Genomic DNA, 17,146 nt, shown 5'->3' with positions numbered 1-17,146 from the left:
GGCGTGGGGAGGTTGTAGTGGATCTGTTGTTGTCGGTCCGGCCGGGCCGCGGCTGCACCGTGCTCGAGGTGCGCGGCGAGCTGGACATGGCGACGTCCCCACAGTTGCGCGAGGGCCTGCAACGGTTGGTTGATGCCGGGGAGCGCCTGGTGGTGGTGGACCTGGCCGGGGTGGGATTCATGGACTCCAGCGGGCTGGGCGCGCTGGTGGTGATGTTCAAGGCGTTGCGGGATCTCGGGGGTCGGTTGTGCCTGGCCGCGGTGCAGCCCCCCGTACGCAGTGTCCTGTCGATCACATCGGTGGATCGGGTCATCGGTATCTACGACAGCGTGCCGGCGGCTGAAGCAGATCTCCGTCCCGCCGACGCGGCCGGCCGCTAGTTCACCCCGCGGCGCTGGCGCGTTCCTGGTCGGCGCCAGCGCTGGTCCGCCGGGCCTCACTGTGTCCCCCGTGCCAGTCGACGACGAACAGGGTGGCGTCATCGGCGAGCGTCGGCCCGCTGACCTCCAGCACGGCGTCGGCCAACGCCCGGACGGCCTCGCGGGGGTGCAGACCGGCGATCGAGCGCAACATGGCCGGCAGATCCAGGCTGGCCGCGTTGCGTTCTCGCACGCCGTCGGTGACCACCACCACACGGTCGCCGGGGCGCAGCGTGACCTCGCCGGCGCAGTACGTGGCCTCGGCGAACATTCCCAGCGGGAAGTTGCCCGGCAGCGACAGCACCCGGGTCTCCCCGTCGCGTACCAGCATCGGCGGGATGTGCCCGGCGTTGAGCAGCGCGCACACCCCCGTGCGCAGGTCGAGACGGCCCAGTAGCGCGGTGACGAAACTGCCGGGCACGGCGGTGTGTTCGGCCACCTCGGCATTCGCGGCCTCGGCCTGCTCCACCAGGCCCACGCCGCGACGTCGACCGTTGCGCAGACTGCCCACCCCCAGGGTGGCCGTCAGCGCGCTGGCCACCCCGTGACCCATCGCGTCGGTGACGCTGAAGTGCAGCACGTCGCGGGCGAGGCTGTAGTCGAAGGTGTCCCCGCCGACGCTCGCGGCGGGCTCCAGCCAGCCGGACAGGGTGAACGCGCTGGCCTCACACGTGAACGAGCCGGGCAGCAGGCGGCGTTGGATCTCTCCCGACAGGGTGAACGGGGTCGTGCGTTGCCCCCACTCGAAAAGGTCGGTGTGCCGCCGGTTGGCGATCACCACGAACGCCAACACGTGCGCCGTGCGGCCGATCTCCTCCAGCTCCCGCGGATCCGGCTCGTTCGGCAGGACCATCTCGAGCAGGCCGATCGCCTCACCGCGGTCGGTCACCGGCGCCAACACCGTCCACCCGTCCGGCTGCTCGAAGACCCGCACCTTCTGGCTCCGCAACGCCTGCTCCACGGGGCCGCTGTCGAACGGCAGCACCGTGGCAAGTTCAGCACCGTCCCGGCGTACGGCACCAGCGCCGGTGCCGGCGAACGGCACGTGGGCCAACCGGACCAGCGCCCGGCCGCTGAGGTCCGCGATCAGGAACGCGACGCTACGTGCTCCCAGCGCCGCACCGAGTTCCCGGGTGACCGCCTCGACCGCCTCGACCGGCGAGGCGTTCTCTGCCGCATCCAACATATGAGCCATTATCTGACCCCGCCTGCTCTCCACCATCCGAGCCTACGAGAGGCCACGAGCTGCCGCCGAGCGCACCGCGAGCACGGCGGTTTCGGGCCGACGGCCCGGCAGCGGCCGAGGAGAAGGCCGCGCGCCGGCGGCGGAGGCCCGCGCTGAGGCGCGGTGTTACGAAAGGTGATCGCACAACTACTCCTGAGGGCGTGCAACTTCCCGGGCGACTGGATCCGTTCTACCTCCGTCACGAGGAGGCAGTCGACTTGAGAGCCGAAGACGAGCAGGCATTCCGCGAGTTCGTGACGTCAGAGATGGCGTCCCTGCGCAAGCTGGCGTACGTGACCTGCGGCGACTGGCACACGGCAGAGGACGCCGTGGCCAACGCGTTGGTCAAGCTCTACCCCCGCTGGCGCAAGTTGGACCGACCCGATCTCTACGTCAAGACCATGGTCTATCGAGCCGCGGTCGACGAGACCCGTCGGCCCTGGCGACGCGAGCGGGCGGCCGGCGACGCCATGCCGGACGTCGCGCTGCGGGACCCGACCGGCGCGACCGACGAGAGGATGCGCCTCCGGGCGGCGCTCGACGCCGTGCCGCCCCGGCAGCGGGCCGCGGTCGTGCTCCGGCACTACCTGGGTCTGAGCCTGGAGGACACGGCCGGCGTCCTCGACTGCACGGTCGGCACCGCCAAGAGCCAGGTCTCCCGTGGCCTGGCGAAGCTGCGCGAGTCACTCGCCGGCGAACGCATCAATCTCACCGGAAAGCCGATTGAGGAGTGGACGAATGCAGTTGCATGAGTTCGTGGACGCCGTGACGGGCGAAGAGCCGCCGATGGCCCGCACCGCGGACGACATCATCGTGGCCGGGCGGCGGGCCGAGCGGCGTCGCCGGGCCGGGTTCGCCTCGGCCGGCGCGGCCGGACTCGTCGTGGTCGCGGTCGCCGGCGCGTTCCTGCTGCCCACCCTGGCTGCCGAGCGAAACACGCCGGCCCCGGTCGGCCCGGCGACGTCCAGGCTCGCCGACGCCACGTGGTCCGACGCCGCGCCGTTCACCTTCACCTTCCAGGGGTACGACGCCGGCACCCTGCACGTCCAGGACCCGATCGTCGCCTCCACCGCCTACCAGATCGCCTCCGTCTACTCCGACGGTCACACCTCGAACGACAAGCCCCTCACCGAGGAAGAGGCCGCGGCGCTGGGCGGCGCCATCGAGCAGGACAAGAGGAAGGCCGCCGGACAGAAGCCGAGCCTGTGGGCCTATCTGACCGTCTACCGGCCGGGCGTCTTCGACCCCGCGAAGATCAAGGACGGCACGGACGTCACAGTGGCCGGACACCGGGCCGTGCGGGCGCTGCTGCCGGTCGGCCTCGAACCGCAGAACCAGGTGGACGCCGGCAACAAGCTGTTCGCCTGGGAGTACGCCGACAACGCCTGGGCGGCTGTCACGTCGGTCTCCAGCGACAAGGCGACGCCGAGCTTCGAGGACCTGGGCGGCCTGGTCGAAGGCCTGAAGCCCAGCAAGCAGACGCCCGCTCTGGTGCCGTTCACGGTGGGCTACGTGCCGGGCGGGTACCTGCCACTGCAGATCGGCACCCACGCGCTTCCCGGCCTCAGCGGCATCGCCGCGGCCCGTGCCGGTGACTACGGCGGCGCGACGTACACCAGGCCAGCCGCGCCCACGACGGGCCTGACCGCGCCCTACGACACGGTCGACGGCGCCATCAAGGACGGGTTCCACATCTTCGTCACGCCGGGCACCAACTCGAACCAGTCGCCGGAGCCCGGCGCGACGAAGTGCTACAACGTGTCCGACCAGCGCGGCCAGGACGCCGGTCCCGGAGACGGCGGCTTCTGCAACGTCTGGAGCGCCGACGGGAAGGTTGTCGTCCAGGTCAGCACCAGTGGCCTCGGCAACGGACTGCCGCGGGCCGAGCTGGAGAAGATCGCCAAGGGGGTCACGGTCGCCGACGTCGGGAACGAGTCGACCTGGACCCCTGCCACGGACGCTCTGCAGCCGTAACGATCAGCACCGGCCACCACGACGGCACGGACCGTCCCTTACCTACCGCGCGCAGCCACGGCGGTGATCGCACACACAGGTGCGGTCACCGCCGTCGCGCGTTTCGTGGTCGTCAGCGACAGCGGGCCGGACTGATCGGTGGAGGCGGCGCTCGCGTCCCAGCGGCCCTGTGCGAGCCGCGACGCACCCGGCCGCTGCCGCAACGACGAGCCCCAACTCTTGGCAGCGACGCCCACCTCCGCTACCGTCTTGGGAACGCTCCCATGAACTTAGATACATCAATGTGATCAGGAGGAAACACGTCGTGGCTATCCTCTCCCCCCGGCGCCGCAGATCCACAGCCCTTACTGTGGCGGCGGTCGCGGGCGCCACCGCCGCCGGCGTCTGCCTCGCCGTCGGCAGCGCGTCTGCCGGCACGATCTCCGGGCCGCTCTACCGCGACCCGAGTTCGGCAGTAGTCCGCTGGGTCGCCGCCAACCCCGGCGACTCGCGTGCCGCCGTCATTCGCGACAAGATCGCGAGTCAGCCCCAGGCCCGCTGGTTCGCCAACTTCAACATCTCGACCGCGCAGTCCGAGGCCGCCGCGTACGTCGGCGCCGCCAACGCGGCCCAGCAGATCCCGGTGCTCTCGGTGTACCAGATCACCAACCGGGACTGCGGCGGGGCCAGCGCCGGTGGGGCGCCGGACCTCAACCAGTACCAGACCTGGGTGTCCAACTTCTCTCGCGGGCTGGGCAACCAGACGGTCATCATCATTCTGGAGACCGACTCGCTCGCTCTGCTGACCTGCCTGAACAGCAACGAGATCAACGCCCGCAACCAGGCGATCTCGACGGCCACCCGGACCATCAAGTCGGCCAACCCCAACGCCAAGGTGTACCTCGACGCCGGCCACTCCACTTGGAACAGCGCGAACGAGACGGCCAACCGGCTCCGAGCGGCTGGGGTGCAGTACGCCGACGGCTTCTTCAGCAACGTGTCGAACTACAACTCGACCTCCAGCGAGGCGAACTTCGGCCGGGCGGTCATCTCCGCCCTCAACGGCATGGGCCTCTCGGGTAAGCGCCAGGTAATCGACACCAGCCGCAACGGGGGTGCCAGCGGGGACTGGTGCGGCGACGACAACACCGACCGGCGCATCGGGATGTACCCGACCACGAACACCGGCGACAGCAACATCGACGCGTACCTCTGGGTGAAGCCGCCGGGCGAGGCCGACGGCTGCCGCTACACGGCTGGTTCGTTCCAGCCCGACCTGGCGTACAGCCTGGCCAACGGCGTGCCCAACCCGCCGACCACCGCTCCGCCGACGACGGCCCCGCCGACCACGGCCCCGCCGACGACCGCTCCGCCCACCACGGCTCCGCCGACGACCGCTCCGCCGACGACGGCCCCGCCGACCACCGCGCCCCCCACCACGCCGCCGCCGACCGGTAACGGCTGCTCCGCATCGGTGGCGGTCAACCAGTGGAACGGCGGCTTCACCGCGAGCGTGACGGTCACCGCCGGCTCCGCGGCCATCAACGGCTGGACCGTGACCATCACGCTGCCCAGCGGCGCCGCGGTCACCGGCGTCTGGAACGCGCAGGCCAGCGGCACGAGCGGAACCGTCCGGTACACCAACGTGGGTTACAACGGACGCGTCGGCGCCGGGCAGTCGACCAACTTCGGCTTCCAGGGCACCGGCACCGGTCCGTCGACGGCCAGCTGCGCAGCCAGCTGACCTCCGGAGGCGACGGCCCGGCGCGGAGGACCACTCTCCGCGCCGGGCCCGACCTCTGATCGATGCTGGGCAGGTACCGCGCCGGTTCGTCCATGCGCCTGCGGTATAGGTTCGGGATGTGGATGTGGTCGCGGCCTGCCGGGCTTTCGTCGCCGTCAGCGGGCACGGCAGCTTCACCTCCGGCGCCGCCGCCGCGGGCATCCCTCAGCCGGTCGCCAGTCGCCGAATTGCCGCCCTGGAGCAGCACTTCGGGGGGCGGCTGTTCGACAGGTCGTCCCGGGCGGTCCGGTTGACGTCGTTCGGGCAGGACATGCTGCCGTCGGCCCGGCGCCTGGTCGACCTCGCCGACGCGATGGCCGACGACGCCGAGCGGGCCCGGTCGCGCCCGTTACGCGCCGCCGTACCCGAGATCTGCCCGCCGCATCGCCTTGCCGCCCTGGTGGTCGCGGCGCGTCGGCAGCGGATCCACCTGGAGGTACGGCCGGCCGGTCCCCGGGAGCGGGCCCGGCTCTGCCAGACCCTGGAGGTCGGCGCCGGGATCGTGGCGGTTCCGGAGGAGGCGGCGTCCTGGCGGGTGCCGCTCGGGCTGGCCGCCCACACCCCGTTCCCGGCGGCCACGGTGTTCCTGGAGACGCTACGCAGCGGCCGGGCCCGCGCGCAGGCACGACGGCGAATCCTGATCCAACCCGAGGACGACGTCCCGCACCTGCGTGACCCGCTGACTCGCGCCGGCCAGTCGGCCGGGCTGGCACCCGCCCAGGTGACGGTCGCGCCGTCCCTCGTCGATGCCGCGGCAACCGCCCTCGACTCCCCCGACCTGCTGCTCTGCTCCCGCCGCCAGGCCGAGGAATTCGGGCTGCACTGGTGCCCTCTCGCCGGCCCTCGACTCGTGCGCGGGTACGCCGTCACCGCCGGCGTACGCGATGACCTCGAACAGCTCGGCACGCTCCTGCGGGCGGAGATCGCGCGCTGCCTCGGCGCGCCCGACGACCATCCGGGATCGGCGGAGGATCCGCCACCCGGTGACCCATCAGCAAGAGAGCAGACATGAGCGCCACCGCTGTGGTCCGCAACGCCCGTGATCTGCTCGACGAGGCGGGGCTGCACGGCGCCTTCCTCGTCCGCGACCTCGACACCGGCGCGGAGATCGGCTTCGACACCGACACCTCGTACCCGGCGGCGTCACTGGTGAAGATCCCGCTGGCGATCGCCGTCATGGAACGCGTCGCGCGCGGGGAACTCGACCCGGCGGCACCGATCGACGTCGCGCCCGGCCGGGTCACCACACCGGGCCCGACCGGGCTGAGCCGCTTCCGCCACCCGGCACGCATCGCCGTGGACGACCTGCTCTACCTGAGCACCTGCGTCAGCGACGGTGTCGCCGCCGATGCCCTGTTCGACCTCGTCCCGCCGGCCGCGGTCGCCGCCGAGCTGCGCCGACTGCGCGTCGACGGCATCGCCGTACGGCATCGGGCGGGCGACCTCGCCGACACGCCGGCGGAACGACTCGGCCCCGACGAGGTGCACCTGGCCCACTCCCTGGCCATCGGCGCGGCGCCCCCCGGGCAGGGCCACCCGGTCGCCCAGCTCGACGTCACCCGCGCCAACGTCGGGTCGGCCCGGGCTTTCGTCGACCTGCTGCAGGCCCTCTGGCGGCCGTCGGCGATCCACCCGGCCACCGCGGGGCGGGTACGCGCCCTGATGGGTGACAACCTGCACCGGCAGCGGCTCGCCCCGGATTTCACCTCCGACGCCTCGCGTTGGTCGTCGAAGACCGGCACCCTGCTGCACCTGCGCCACGAGGTGGGCGTGGTCGACCACGCCGACGGGCAGTCGTACGCGGTCGCCGCGCTCACCGCCTCCCGGGTGCCCGCCGCCGCCCAGCCTGGCAGCGAGGCGACGATGGCGCAGGTCGCCCGGTCGCTGCACGACCATCTGCGCACGGGCACCCTGCCCTGGTGGGGTTAGCCGGCGCTCGTGGCCCGGGCCCGCCGCCGGCGTCCCACGCCCCGGTCGGGTCTCCATCGCTGCCGCCCCACCGTGTCCGACACGTCCGTGCGGGCGCTCGGCGACGAGTGGGTGCCGGTCAACCGGTCACCAGCCGGCCAGCACCACCTCGGTCGCCTCGGCGATGAGCGCGTCGTCATAGCTGGCGTCCTTCTGGTCGCGGCTGGACAGCACCGCGAGGACGATCGGCGCCCGGTCCGGCGGCCAGGTCACCGCGATGTCGTTGCGGGTGCCGTAGCCGCCAGCACCGGTCTTGTCCCCGACGACCCAACCCTCGGGGACACCGGCGCGAATCAGCGCCCCGCCGGTGGTGTTGCCTCGCAGCCAACCGTTGAGGACGTCGCGGTCCGCCGGGTCGAGGGCGTCGCCGACGGCGTACGCCCGTAGGTCCTGGGTCAGGGCCCTCGCGGTGCTGGTGTCCCGCCGGTCACCCGGCCTGGCCTCGTTGAGCGCGGTCTCGTACCGCGCCGGATCGGTGACCTTGTCGCCGACCTCGCGCAGTTCCTTCTCGAACTTCTGCGGTCCGCCGAGCTGACGCAACATCAGGTTACCGGCGGTGTTGTCGCTGTAGCGCACGGCCGCGTCGGCGATCGCGCGCAACGTCATGCCGTCGCCGACGTGCTGCTCCGTGATCGGCGAGTAGGTCACCAGGTCGTCCGCCGAGTACCGCACCACCCGGTCCAGCTCGGCGTCCGTGGTCTCGTCGAGGACCTCCGCAGCGGCCAACGCCTTGTACGTCGAGGCGTACGCGAACCGTTCGTCGGCCCGGTACTGCACGGTCCGGCCGGTGCCGGTGTCGATCGCGTAGATCCCCAGCCGCGCGTCGAACCTTTCCTCCAGCTGCCGGAACTCGTGATCCCGGTCGGCGGCGGGTGCGGTCGACGTCGGTGTGCGGTCCCGCGTCGACTGTTCGGCGGCATCGGCGGGACTGCAGGCGGCCAGGGACACCACTGCCGCCGTGGCCACCAGGCGGTGTGCCGCAAAAACCATGATTGCTCCCTGTTGATACGTGGGCCGGCGCTGGACAGCGCCGATCGGACAGGACTCGACCCTGACAGGGATCCGGCATGCGGTCGAAGACGGAATTGGCGGTGTTCATGCTGATCCGGCATCGTCGGTGCCGACGGTCAGGTCCTCGCCGAGATCAGGCTGACGGTCCCGGGACATCGGGCCCGGTGAACCTCTGTGGACACCGCACTAACCGAGCACGGCTTCGCCGATTGGCGTACGCCGATAGCGGATTTCGTGCCGGTGTCGTTCCCCGGCGACGAAGTTGGCGTCGCGCAGCACCGACAGATGCTCGGACACCGTCCCGGCTGCCAGCGCGTGGCGGTGGGCCAGGGTCGTGGTGCTGGCCGGCTCGTCGAGGCTGAGCAGCAGCGCCGCCCGGGTCTTGCCGATCAGCCGTCCCAGAGCCGCGTGCCGATCGGTGGACAGTGGCTGCCAGAGTGCGCCGAGCCCTCGCGCCGGGTAGATCACCGTGGGCTGCCACGGCGGGTTCACGATGACCACCACCTGGTCCCACTTGAAGGCGCTGGGCACCAGGACAAGTCCTTCGCCGTGCAGGTCGCGATGCTCGTCGTCGCCGTACTCGCGGGTCAGCACGCCGTTGGTCCACCGCAGTCGTGGATGTAGCTCGGCGAACAGCCGGTCCAGGCCGCCTTCGGCGAGACGTCGGGCCTGGAAGCCCACGTCGGCGTCGAGCAGCCCGCGTACGTGCGGCCAGACCGGTTCCACCAGGGCCTGCCATGCCTGCCTCACGAGTGCGACAAGCGTCTGGAGCACGACGGCCGGGTCGTCCAGCAGCAGCCGTCCGGTTGGCGACTCGGCCGCCCCCGGGGTGTCGGCCAGTGACCGGCGAACCTCGGCGTGTACGCGGTCATGGTCGGTGGCTGCCACGGTCGCGAGCTCGTCCTCGAACCGGGCGTGAGGGCTGACCGGAGGCGGCGAGAGGAAGTCGGGGGTGTAGCCGCGACGCGGCTGGAGCAGGGCGATCGGTCGCAGGTCGAGTTCCCGCGTGTCGAGGGTGTCGAGCCAGCGGCGGTGGGGGCCACCGCCTTCGCGCGGGGAGAGCAGGCGCACCGCGGACAGCGTCTCGAACATGGGCGAGATGGCGAAGCGGCAGCGCAGCAGGTCGGCAGAGCTGAACCGCAGCGTGACCGCCATTCGCTCCACCTTCCGGAGCAGGAGATTCGGCCTTCGCCGAATCACTCGCGGCGACGGTACCAGCGATCGCAGAGTGTCTTCGAGTGAACCGACGATCGCGAGGAGAACGACGATGAACCCGAGCGCCGACTGGGAGCAGCGCAGCGCGGACCTGTGGGCGGCCTTCAACGCGGCACCCGACGGCTGGGACGAGGAGGAGTTCCGCGCGCGGGTCGGCGTCCTCGCCGACGAGTTGGGGCCGGATCATCCGGTGGCGGCGTTCGAGCGCGCCTGCGCCTGGGACTCGACAGGTCATTCGGACAAAGCCGTCCCGCTCTACCGCAGGGCGCTGGAGCTGGGCCTCGACGGCATCCGCCGGCGGCGCTCGGTGATCCAGATGTCCAGCTCGCTGCGAAACGTCGGGCACCCCGAGGAGAGCGTCCGGCTGCTGACCGAGGAGCGCGAACGCGGCTCCGACGAACTCGACGACGCGGTCAGCGCGACACTCGCCCTGGCGCTGACCAGCGTCGGCCGGGAGCGGGAGGCAGTCGCGATTGCCGTCGGGGCGCTGGCCAAGCACCTGCCCCGCTACCAGCGGTCGATGGCCAACTACGCCCGGCTCCTAGTCGAGTCCGACTGATTCGCCGCGTTGACGACGGCGTGTCGGCTCTCTCAACGGAAGCCGGCCAGGGTCGGGGCGGGGCGTCGCCCTTGCGGACTGCATACTCGATATGCATACTCCGTATCTATGATCATCTGCTGTGAGCTTTCCGCTCAGGGAGCCCGCCGACGGCGCCCTCCCGCATGTGCGCCGGCACCGACGCGGCGATGGGGCGCGGCCCGGTGAGCGTGCTGGAGATCCGCGATGCATACCGGCTGCACGGCACCGGCGAGACGGCGGTGACCGCGTTGGGCGGGGTCAGCCTGGTCGTGCGACCCGGCGAACTCGTCGGCGTCATGGGGCCCTCTGGTTCGGGCAAGTCGACCCTGCTCAACCTTGCCGGCGGACTGGACCGGCCGACCCGGGGCGAGGTGTGGATCGAGGGCGAACGGCTGGACACGCTCAACCGGGCGCAGCTGTCCGCGCAGCGCCGGCGCTCGATCGGTTACGTCTTCCAACACCTCAACCTGCTGCCCGCCCTCACCACCGTGGAGAACGTGGCGCTGCCGCTCGAGTTGGACGGCACCCCGATCCGGCGGGCCCGCCGACGCGCCGCCGGTGCGCTCGACGAGGTGGGCATGGCCGACCTCGCCCAACGCTTCCCCGATGAACTCTCCGGCGGCCAGCAGCAGCGGGTGGCGATCGCGCGGGCCCTGATCGGTCGGCGCCGGTTGGTCCTCGCCGACGAGCCGACCGGGGCGCTCGACTCACAGACTGGCGAGTCGGTGCTGCGGGTGCTGCGCTCGCGGGTGGACGCCGGGGCCGCCGCCATCCTGGTCACCCACGAGGCCCGGCACGCGGCCTGGGCCGATCGGGTGGTTTTCATGCGGGACGGGACGGTCACCGGCACCTCCGGGCCACTGAACCGGTCCGAGCAGATTCAAGGCATGACCCGATGACCAGGCAACGGCATCGCCTGTCGGACGCCCTGGTCTCCTGGCGTACCGCGCTGCGCATCTCCTGGCGCGAGACCCGCCGGGCCAAGGGGCGCAGCGCCCTGGTGGCGGCGATGATCGCGACGCCCGTCCTGGCGCTCACCTTCGCCGCCACGTCCTACGACATGCTCCAGCTCACCGACGGCGAACGGCTGCAACGTACGCTCGGCGCCGCCGACGCCAGGGTGACCTGGGACTACGTCGGCGCCGTCGAGCAGAGCCCCGACGGTGGTCTGCTCACCGCTGTCGGCCTGCACCGGTACGCCACCGACCACCCAGAGCCGGCGACCACCGCCGAGGTGACGGCCCTCCTGCCGGCCGGCAGCCGGGTCGTTCCGGTTTGGGACGAACAGGACTGGAACTGGCGGACCGCCGACGGTAACGGCCCCGTCCCGTCGTACGGGCTGGATCTGGCGGACCCGGTCACCGCGGGTATGACGCGCCTACAAGCGGGTCGGGCGCCGACCGGCGCAACCGAGGTCGCCGCCAGCGAGGCTGCGCTGCGCCGGCTCGACGCGAACCTCGGCGGGACCATCGAACTGGCCGAGGGCTCGCGGCGGTTCACCGTGGTCGGGATCGTGGAGATCCCGGACCACCTCGGAGAGGTGATCGTGCTGCCGTCGGCCGCCCGCACCGACCCGCCGAGCGCATGGTTGGTCGACGCACCGGCCCCGGTCGGCTGGGAGCAGGTGAGACGGCTGAACACCGAGGGCGTTCTCGTGATCTCCCGGGCGGTGATGCTCGACCCGCCGCCGGTGCCGCGTCCGTCCCGCTCCGAGGTGGACGCTCGGTCCGTCGGCCTCGGCGTACTGCTCGGTGGTCTCGTCGCCGTGCAGGTCGTGCTGCTGGCCGGGCCGGCGTTCGCCATCGGTGCGCGGCGGCGCCGGCGCGACCTCGCTCTGGTGGCCGCCAACGGCGGCAGCCCCGCCCACCTGCGCCGGATCGTGCTCGCGGACGGCGTGGTGCTGGGCCTGGTCGGGGCCGTCGCCGGGATCCTGCTGGGCGCGATCCTGGCGTTCGCCGGGCGGCCGCTCGTCGAGGAGCATCTGGCCCACGCACGGGCCGGCGGCTACCGCTTCTTTCCATCCGCCCTGCTCGCCGTCGCCGGGCTGGCAGTCTTCACCGGGCTGATGGCGGCGCTGGTGCCCGCGGTCACGGCGGCCCGGCAGGACGTGGTCGTCGCGCTGACCGGACGGCGCGGCGCGGCGAGTTCCCGGCGGCGGTGGGTGGTCGCCGGCGTGGTGCTGGCCGGCGGCGGTACGGGGTTGGCGGCGTACGCCGCCGTCCGGGTGTCGACGAACCTGGTGCTGGCCGGCCTGGTGCTGACCCAGCTCGGACTGGTGCTCTGCACCCCGGCCCTGCTCGGCCTGCTCACCCGACTGGGCGGGCACCTGCCGCTGGCGCCACGGATCGCGCTCCGTGACGCCAGCCGCAACCGGGCGGCGGCCGCTCCGGCGATCTCCGCTGTGATGGCAGCCGTCGCCGGCACCATCTGCCTGGGGGTCTATCAGTACAGCAGCGACGCACGGTCGGAAGCGGCGTACCGCCCGAGCACGCCGATCGGTCACGTGACCCTGGTGCGTCCCCTGACATCGGGTCAACGGGCGGTTCCGCTCGACCGGATCGCGGCGATCGCCCACCGTGCCCTGCCCGGGAGCGAGGTGGCCTCGATACGTGTCCCGGACTGCCGCGGCTGGGATCCCGGCACGTGCCCGAATCCCATCCCCGAGTTGGTGCTTCCGCCGCCGCAGCAGTGCCCCTTCTTCGCGATGCGACGGCCCCTCACTCCGGACGAGCAGCGCCAGGCCCGCGCCGACGCCCGCTGTCAACGAGCCCAGGAGACCTATCCGCGCAGCTACATCGGGCTCGTGGTTGACGACGGCAGCGCGTTGGCGCCGCTCACCGGGGCCTCCGGCGACGACCTCACCCGGGCCGCCGCCACGCTGCGAGCCGGCGGTGTGGTCGTCACCGACCCCCGATACGTGGTGGACGGGAAGGTGACCGTGCAGCCGCCCGCAGTGTCGAGGCCCGGAGGTCCCCTGAAAGGGGGCGACAAGCCCGCTGCCCTCACACTGCCGGGGTACGTCCTCGCCACCGGGATCCGGTCGGACCGGACGATTTTCTCGCCGGCGGCGCTGGCTCGCACCGGGCTGATCGCCCATCAACGGGGTTTCGTGATCGCCACCGCCCGGGTTCCCGACCTGGCGGCCGAGGACCGCCTGCGGGCCGAGGTCGGCGCTCTCTCCGCCGGCCTGAGCGTCAGCGTGGAGCGGGGCCCCGACACGTCGGGCGATCCGATCATGCTCGTCCTGACGGTGGCGGCCGGGCTGATCACCCTCGGCGCGGCCGGGATCGCCACCGGGCTCACCGCCGCCGACAGCCGGCCGGACCTGTCGACCCTGGCCGCCGTCGGCGCCAGCCCACTCATACGCCGAAAGCTGTCGCTGAGCCAGTCCGGCCTGATCGCCGGACTCGGATCGCTGCTCGGCATGACCGTCGGCCTGGTGGCGATCGTCGCCATCCTCACGGCGGTCAACCAGGCGTACCTGCGGGCCTGGCCGGGGCCGGACCCCTACCCAATCGTCGTCCCGTGGTCCATCCTCGGCGTACTGGCCGTGGTGCCGCTGGTGGCAATGCTCGGTGCCGGTCTGCTGACCCGGTCCCGCCTGCCGATAGAACGGCGACTCGGCTGACCGAGGCCGTGCAGCGAGGCGCTCGGCTGGGGTATCCCAGCCGAGCGTTTTGCGTGGGCGGCCGTTGAGTTCGGCGGCGACCGCGGTGTAGACCGGCATGTCCGCGGTGATGCTGGGCTGGTGACGCATCACCATTTCGATGCCTTGGTCTCAGGTCAGCGACCGTTTGAGATGTCGTGGCAGGGTGGCCATGACGGCGAGCAGCCCGCTCGCGGACCCGGTCGGCGCCCCGGCCGGCGCCCGGGTGCACGAGCAGACCGTATCGGGAGACTCCGGGTGTGGTCCTGGGCTGGAAGAACAGGGGTCCGGGGAACGTGGGTGAACGTGGGCCAGTCCCTGCCACCCCCGGTGAACCCCCCGGTCGCTAGACTGGGCCCTCGCGCCCTCGTAGCTCAGGGGATAGAGCATCGGTTTCCTAACCCGAGGCTTCGCTTGTGGCCGCAGGGTCATGACCTGCGGCTTTCCGTCTTCTGCCTGCGTTTGCCGGTCGCAGCGGGGCCTTGCTGTGATCGCTTGCTAAAGATCAGTAAGGCGTCGTTCGCCATGGTCTAACCGCGAGCGGAGGACCACGGTGGACAGTGCCTCGTTGCCCCTGACCATGCGATGGAACTCTGACTCGAGCATTCTGATCCGTAGTCCGCACGGATCAGATGCTCTTACTTTCCGTGACTCGTCCGGTCGTGGGTGTTGTTTGGCGGTTGTTCGTGCTGATGAGGGCCGTAGAGTTATGCCTGGTCAGCGGCATGCGGATGTGACGCGTGTTGAAGCGTGTCCCGAGCACGAGCGCCTGATTGGGGGCGTGCTGATTCTTCTCGCTCCGTACCAGTCAGGTGCTGAACATCCGAGCACCATCGGAGCACCATCGGAGCACCATCGCGCTGGGTAACTGCCGTTGCGAGTTACTCGGGTCGACCCTTCTGCGACTTCGCCTGGCGTCGTCGCCCGGCCCGCGCCCGCCGTGACGGCCGACCAGATGGTGGCGGCATACGCCGTGAGCCGCCCGAGGGCACCGGAGAGCAGCGTCGGCGCGGCCGCCGATTCTCGACGCTGCTCGTGGTCGCCGGTGCGCGTCGCCGTTCCGGTTGGCGATCACCCGTGAGTATGCGATGCCGTACCTGGTATTGGTTGAACCCCGTGATCAAACGTATGTTCGTCATCGTGGTCTCGATCATCGATGTGGTGGAGAACTACGCGGGCCGCGACGGCCGCGTGGACTTCTCCCGGGTACCCGGCACCGAGCTGATGGCGTTCGGCGAGGAGGTCCGCCGCTACTGCGACGCGGCCGTCGCCGCACCGGCGCGTGAGGCCACCTACCTTGGCGGATGGCCGTCGGCTAACCCGTTCTACGTCGAGTCCAGCGATCTGATCCTGACGTCTCTGCTCTACGCCCGGCACGTCGTCGTCCGTGATCCGATCTCGGACTGGTTCTCGGCCGACCAGTACTACCTGGAGCGTCCGATGGCCGGGCGGCCGGGATACCTGAGCGAGGACGGCCGGGCGAACGTCGCGGAGACGCGCGCCTTCCTCGGCAATGCCGTACCGGGATTGCTCGCTCTCAAGCCGCTGGTCGAGCGCGGCATCGTCAGCATCGTCCCGGCCGCTGCGCTGCACCGACGCGAGGACGCGCAGGTGCGCGATCTGATCGCCGCGATCATGGAGCAGATCACCGATCCCTACGCCGTAACGAGCCGCTTCTCCCCAGCTGACGTGGCGACGGCGGACAACCTGCGAGGAACGTTCGTCTTCGCCGGAGGTGACCGGGAGACGCAGCTACGTGCCGCCATCAAGCACGGCGTGCGTTACTTCGCACGGGAGTTTATGTTCGCGTCGCAGACCGGTGCGACGTACTGTGCCCCATTCCCGTTCGAGGAGTTCCTCTGCGATCGGGTGGGTGCCGGCCTCGCCCCCGCTGAAGCACGGGTGGCCCAGTTGCTGATCGCCTCGGACGTCCCGATCTTCCACGGTCTGAACGCGAAGGTGGTTGCCGCCGTCCACGACGACGACAACTTCGGCGAGTTCCGCCGCCAGCTCTACGAGACGTACGGCGAGCTGCCCGCCGCCCCGCCGCAGGAACGCACGACGTACCTGCGCGACCGCGAGGATGCGACGTTGCGGCCACTGGTCGACGCCGCCCGCCGGGACGCCGACCGGGGAGCGCTGTCGCGCATCGGCGTCCGGTACGGCGGAGACGCCTTCGCCCTCGGTGCCGGCATCGTCGCGGAGACGATGTTTCCCACCGGCGGCGCGGCTGCCGTCGCCACCACCACGATCATCGAAATGGTCAAGCGGAAACTCGAAGCCGGCCAGAACCAGACCTCCGCCACCGTTTGGACGACACTGGCGCGGCACGGTCGCCGGGCAGCGCGCGAACTGCCCGCCCGTGACCAGCCGGCCATCCCCGGGCCGGACCAACCGGGTGACCGGAACTGGGGCATCCCGGCGGAGGCCGGCATGAACGTTGTCGTCAGTTCCGGCTCGATGCTGGTCGACTTCGTCCCCGGCGGGCCATCGGTGGACGGGAACGCCTCGACGTACCAGGAGGGACCGTACCGGCCGTGCGCATGTGCCAGCGGTCGCAAGTACAAGTTCTGCTGCGCTGGCGTGGCATAACGGCTGCACCTGGGATAACCGGGTCTCGAGTTGAAGTGGTCTTCGTTACTGGTGCTGGGTCTCGTGCTCGGGCTCATCGCCGGACTCGCCCGTCCCCCGATCTGTAGAGAGAGTCGATCGGTGCAGGTGGCGGCGCGGTGCCGTCGGCGGATAGGCAGCCGACGGCACCCGGAAGCGCCGCCGGCGGCCTGTCACTTCTCGTTGCGGACGCCCTTGTGCTGCTTCGCGCTGCCGTTGAGGATGCGGCCGGTGGTGGTGTCGTGTTTGAACCAGGTCGTGCCGACCTTGAACTCACTACGCTTCTTGACCGCGCCGACGCGGTGTCCGCGTCCGGTGTTCTTCGCCATGTCTCTCACCTCCTTCCAATGTCCGTCTTGCTCGACCGGCGGCTTCGCGCTTGCCTGGCCGACGTGAGTCGGCTGATGACGGCCACCTTGATGTCCGTCGATGATGGCGTCGTGCCGGGTCACGATGTGGGTGTGTCATTGAGCTTCGCGACGGCGGTCTTCATGTGGTTGAACCGCCGCAGTCGACGCATCGAGGGTCGCGATCGCCGGTGTGCCGCGGGCCGATCTGCATGCCGGGCCGCTTGGTGGTGCCGAGCAGGTCGATGTCGAGCCAGGCGGCGGGCGGGCGCGCACCGGCGAGCCAGGCGACGAGCTCAGTGAGGGCGGCGTTGACGGCGAGTCCGTTGAGGTGGACGACCAAGGCGGCTGGTCGGTGACGGTTTCCGGGCCTGTTCGGGGCTGTGCTG

General features: G+C 71.1%; 15 protein-coding genes. 10 read left to right on the top strand and 5 right to left on the bottom strand.

The window, feature by feature from the left end:
• Positions 1-17: 17 nt before the first annotated feature.
• On the top strand, positions 18-380 hold the full coding sequence (locus tag ACGGAQ_RS03420) for an STAS domain-containing protein (protein WP_393044180.1): 363 nt from the start codon (positions 18-20) through the stop codon (positions 378-380).
• A gap of 1 nt (position 381) precedes the next feature.
• Here ACGGAQ_RS03420 and ACGGAQ_RS03415 read toward each other — a convergent pair whose 3' ends face one another.
• A complete protein-coding gene (locus tag ACGGAQ_RS03415; RefSeq protein WP_393044178.1) occupies positions 382-1,605 on the bottom strand; it encodes a PP2C family protein-serine/threonine phosphatase in 1,224 nt (407 codons plus the stop codon).
• Positions 1,606-1,862: 257 nt separating this feature from the next.
• Here ACGGAQ_RS03415 and ACGGAQ_RS03410 point away from each other — a divergent pair, with 257 nt between their 5' ends.
• The 5 genes from ACGGAQ_RS03410 to ACGGAQ_RS03390 all read left to right on the top strand — a co-directional run bounded on the left by ACGGAQ_RS03410 (position 1,863) and on the right by ACGGAQ_RS03390 (position 7,309).
• Entirely contained in the window at positions 1,863-2,396 is a 534-nt protein-coding gene (locus ACGGAQ_RS03410; protein WP_393044176.1) for a SigE family RNA polymerase sigma factor, read from the top strand.
• Positions 2,383-3,618 (top strand): hypothetical protein, encoded by a 1,236-nt coding sequence (locus tag ACGGAQ_RS03405; protein ID WP_393044174.1) that lies wholly within the window; start codon positions 2,383-2,385, stop codon positions 3,616-3,618. Before ACGGAQ_RS03410 ends, ACGGAQ_RS03405 begins: the two co-directional genes overlap by 14 nt.
• 304 nt (positions 3,619-3,922) lie before the next feature.
• Complete coding sequence (locus ACGGAQ_RS03400; protein WP_393044172.1) at positions 3,923-5,341, top strand: glycoside hydrolase family 6 protein; 1,419 nt, start codon at positions 3,923-3,925, stop codon at positions 5,339-5,341.
• Positions 5,342-5,459: 118 nt separating this feature from the next.
• Positions 5,460-6,392 carry a LysR family transcriptional regulator gene (locus ACGGAQ_RS03395; RefSeq protein WP_393044170.1) on the top strand — a complete coding sequence of 311 codons (933 nt, stop codon included), beginning with the start codon at positions 5,460-5,462 and terminating at the stop codon, positions 6,390-6,392.
• On the top strand, positions 6,389-7,309 hold the full coding sequence (locus ACGGAQ_RS03390; RefSeq protein ID WP_393044168.1) for a serine hydrolase: 921 nt from the start codon (positions 6,389-6,391) through the stop codon (positions 7,307-7,309). Before ACGGAQ_RS03395 ends, ACGGAQ_RS03390 begins: the two co-directional genes overlap by 4 nt.
• A gap of 126 nt (positions 7,310-7,435) precedes the next feature.
• Here ACGGAQ_RS03390 and bla read toward each other — a convergent pair whose 3' ends face one another.
• Positions 7,436-8,338, bottom strand: coding sequence for a class A beta-lactamase (gene bla / locus ACGGAQ_RS03385; RefSeq protein ID WP_393044166.1), 903 nt, complete (start codon positions 8,336-8,338; stop codon positions 7,436-7,438).
• A gap of 207 nt (positions 8,339-8,545) precedes the next feature.
• Entirely contained in the window at positions 8,546-9,514 is a 969-nt protein-coding gene (locus tag ACGGAQ_RS03380; RefSeq protein WP_393044164.1) for a DUF5937 family protein, read from the bottom strand.
• A 112-nt stretch (positions 9,515-9,626) separates the two neighbouring features.
• Here ACGGAQ_RS03380 and ACGGAQ_RS03375 point away from each other — a divergent pair, with 112 nt between their 5' ends.
• From ACGGAQ_RS03375 to ACGGAQ_RS03360, 4 genes are all read left to right on the top strand, one after another.
• A complete protein-coding gene (locus tag ACGGAQ_RS03375; protein WP_393044162.1) occupies positions 9,627-10,133 on the top strand; it encodes a tetratricopeptide repeat protein in 507 nt (168 codons plus the stop codon).
• Between the two features lie 164 nt (positions 10,134-10,297).
• Complete coding sequence (locus ACGGAQ_RS03370) at positions 10,298-11,053, top strand: ABC transporter ATP-binding protein (protein WP_393044160.1); 756 nt, start codon at positions 10,298-10,300, stop codon at positions 11,051-11,053.
• Complete coding sequence (locus tag ACGGAQ_RS03365) at positions 11,050-13,782, top strand: FtsX-like permease family protein (protein WP_393044158.1); 2,733 nt, start codon at positions 11,050-11,052, stop codon at positions 13,780-13,782. The genes ACGGAQ_RS03370 and ACGGAQ_RS03365 overlap by 4 nt, the downstream gene beginning before the upstream one ends.
• A gap of 1,134 nt (positions 13,783-14,916) precedes the next feature.
• A complete protein-coding gene (locus ACGGAQ_RS03360) occupies positions 14,917-16,392 on the top strand; it encodes a hypothetical protein (protein ID WP_357195079.1) in 1,476 nt (491 codons plus the stop codon).
• A 191-nt stretch (positions 16,393-16,583) separates the two neighbouring features.
• Here the strand turns inward: ACGGAQ_RS03360 and ACGGAQ_RS03355 are convergent, their stop codons facing one another.
• A complete protein-coding gene (locus ACGGAQ_RS03355; RefSeq protein WP_357195081.1) occupies positions 16,584-16,862 on the bottom strand; it encodes a hypothetical protein in 279 nt (92 codons plus the stop codon).
• Positions 16,863-16,899: 37 nt separating this feature from the next.
• The gene (locus ACGGAQ_RS03350; protein WP_393044155.1) at positions 16,900-17,100 is read right to left on the bottom strand and encodes a hypothetical protein; all 201 of its coding nucleotides are present in this window, start codon (positions 17,098-17,100) and stop codon (positions 16,900-16,902) included.
• Positions 17,101-17,146: the final 46 nt, after the last annotated feature.

Origin of the sequence: Micromonospora sp. NPDC047557, assembly GCF_043205095.1 — a bacterium.
Lineage (GTDB): Bacteria > Actinomycetota > Actinomycetes > Mycobacteriales > Micromonosporaceae > Micromonospora.
This window is presented reverse-complemented; position numbering and strand designations above follow the sequence as displayed.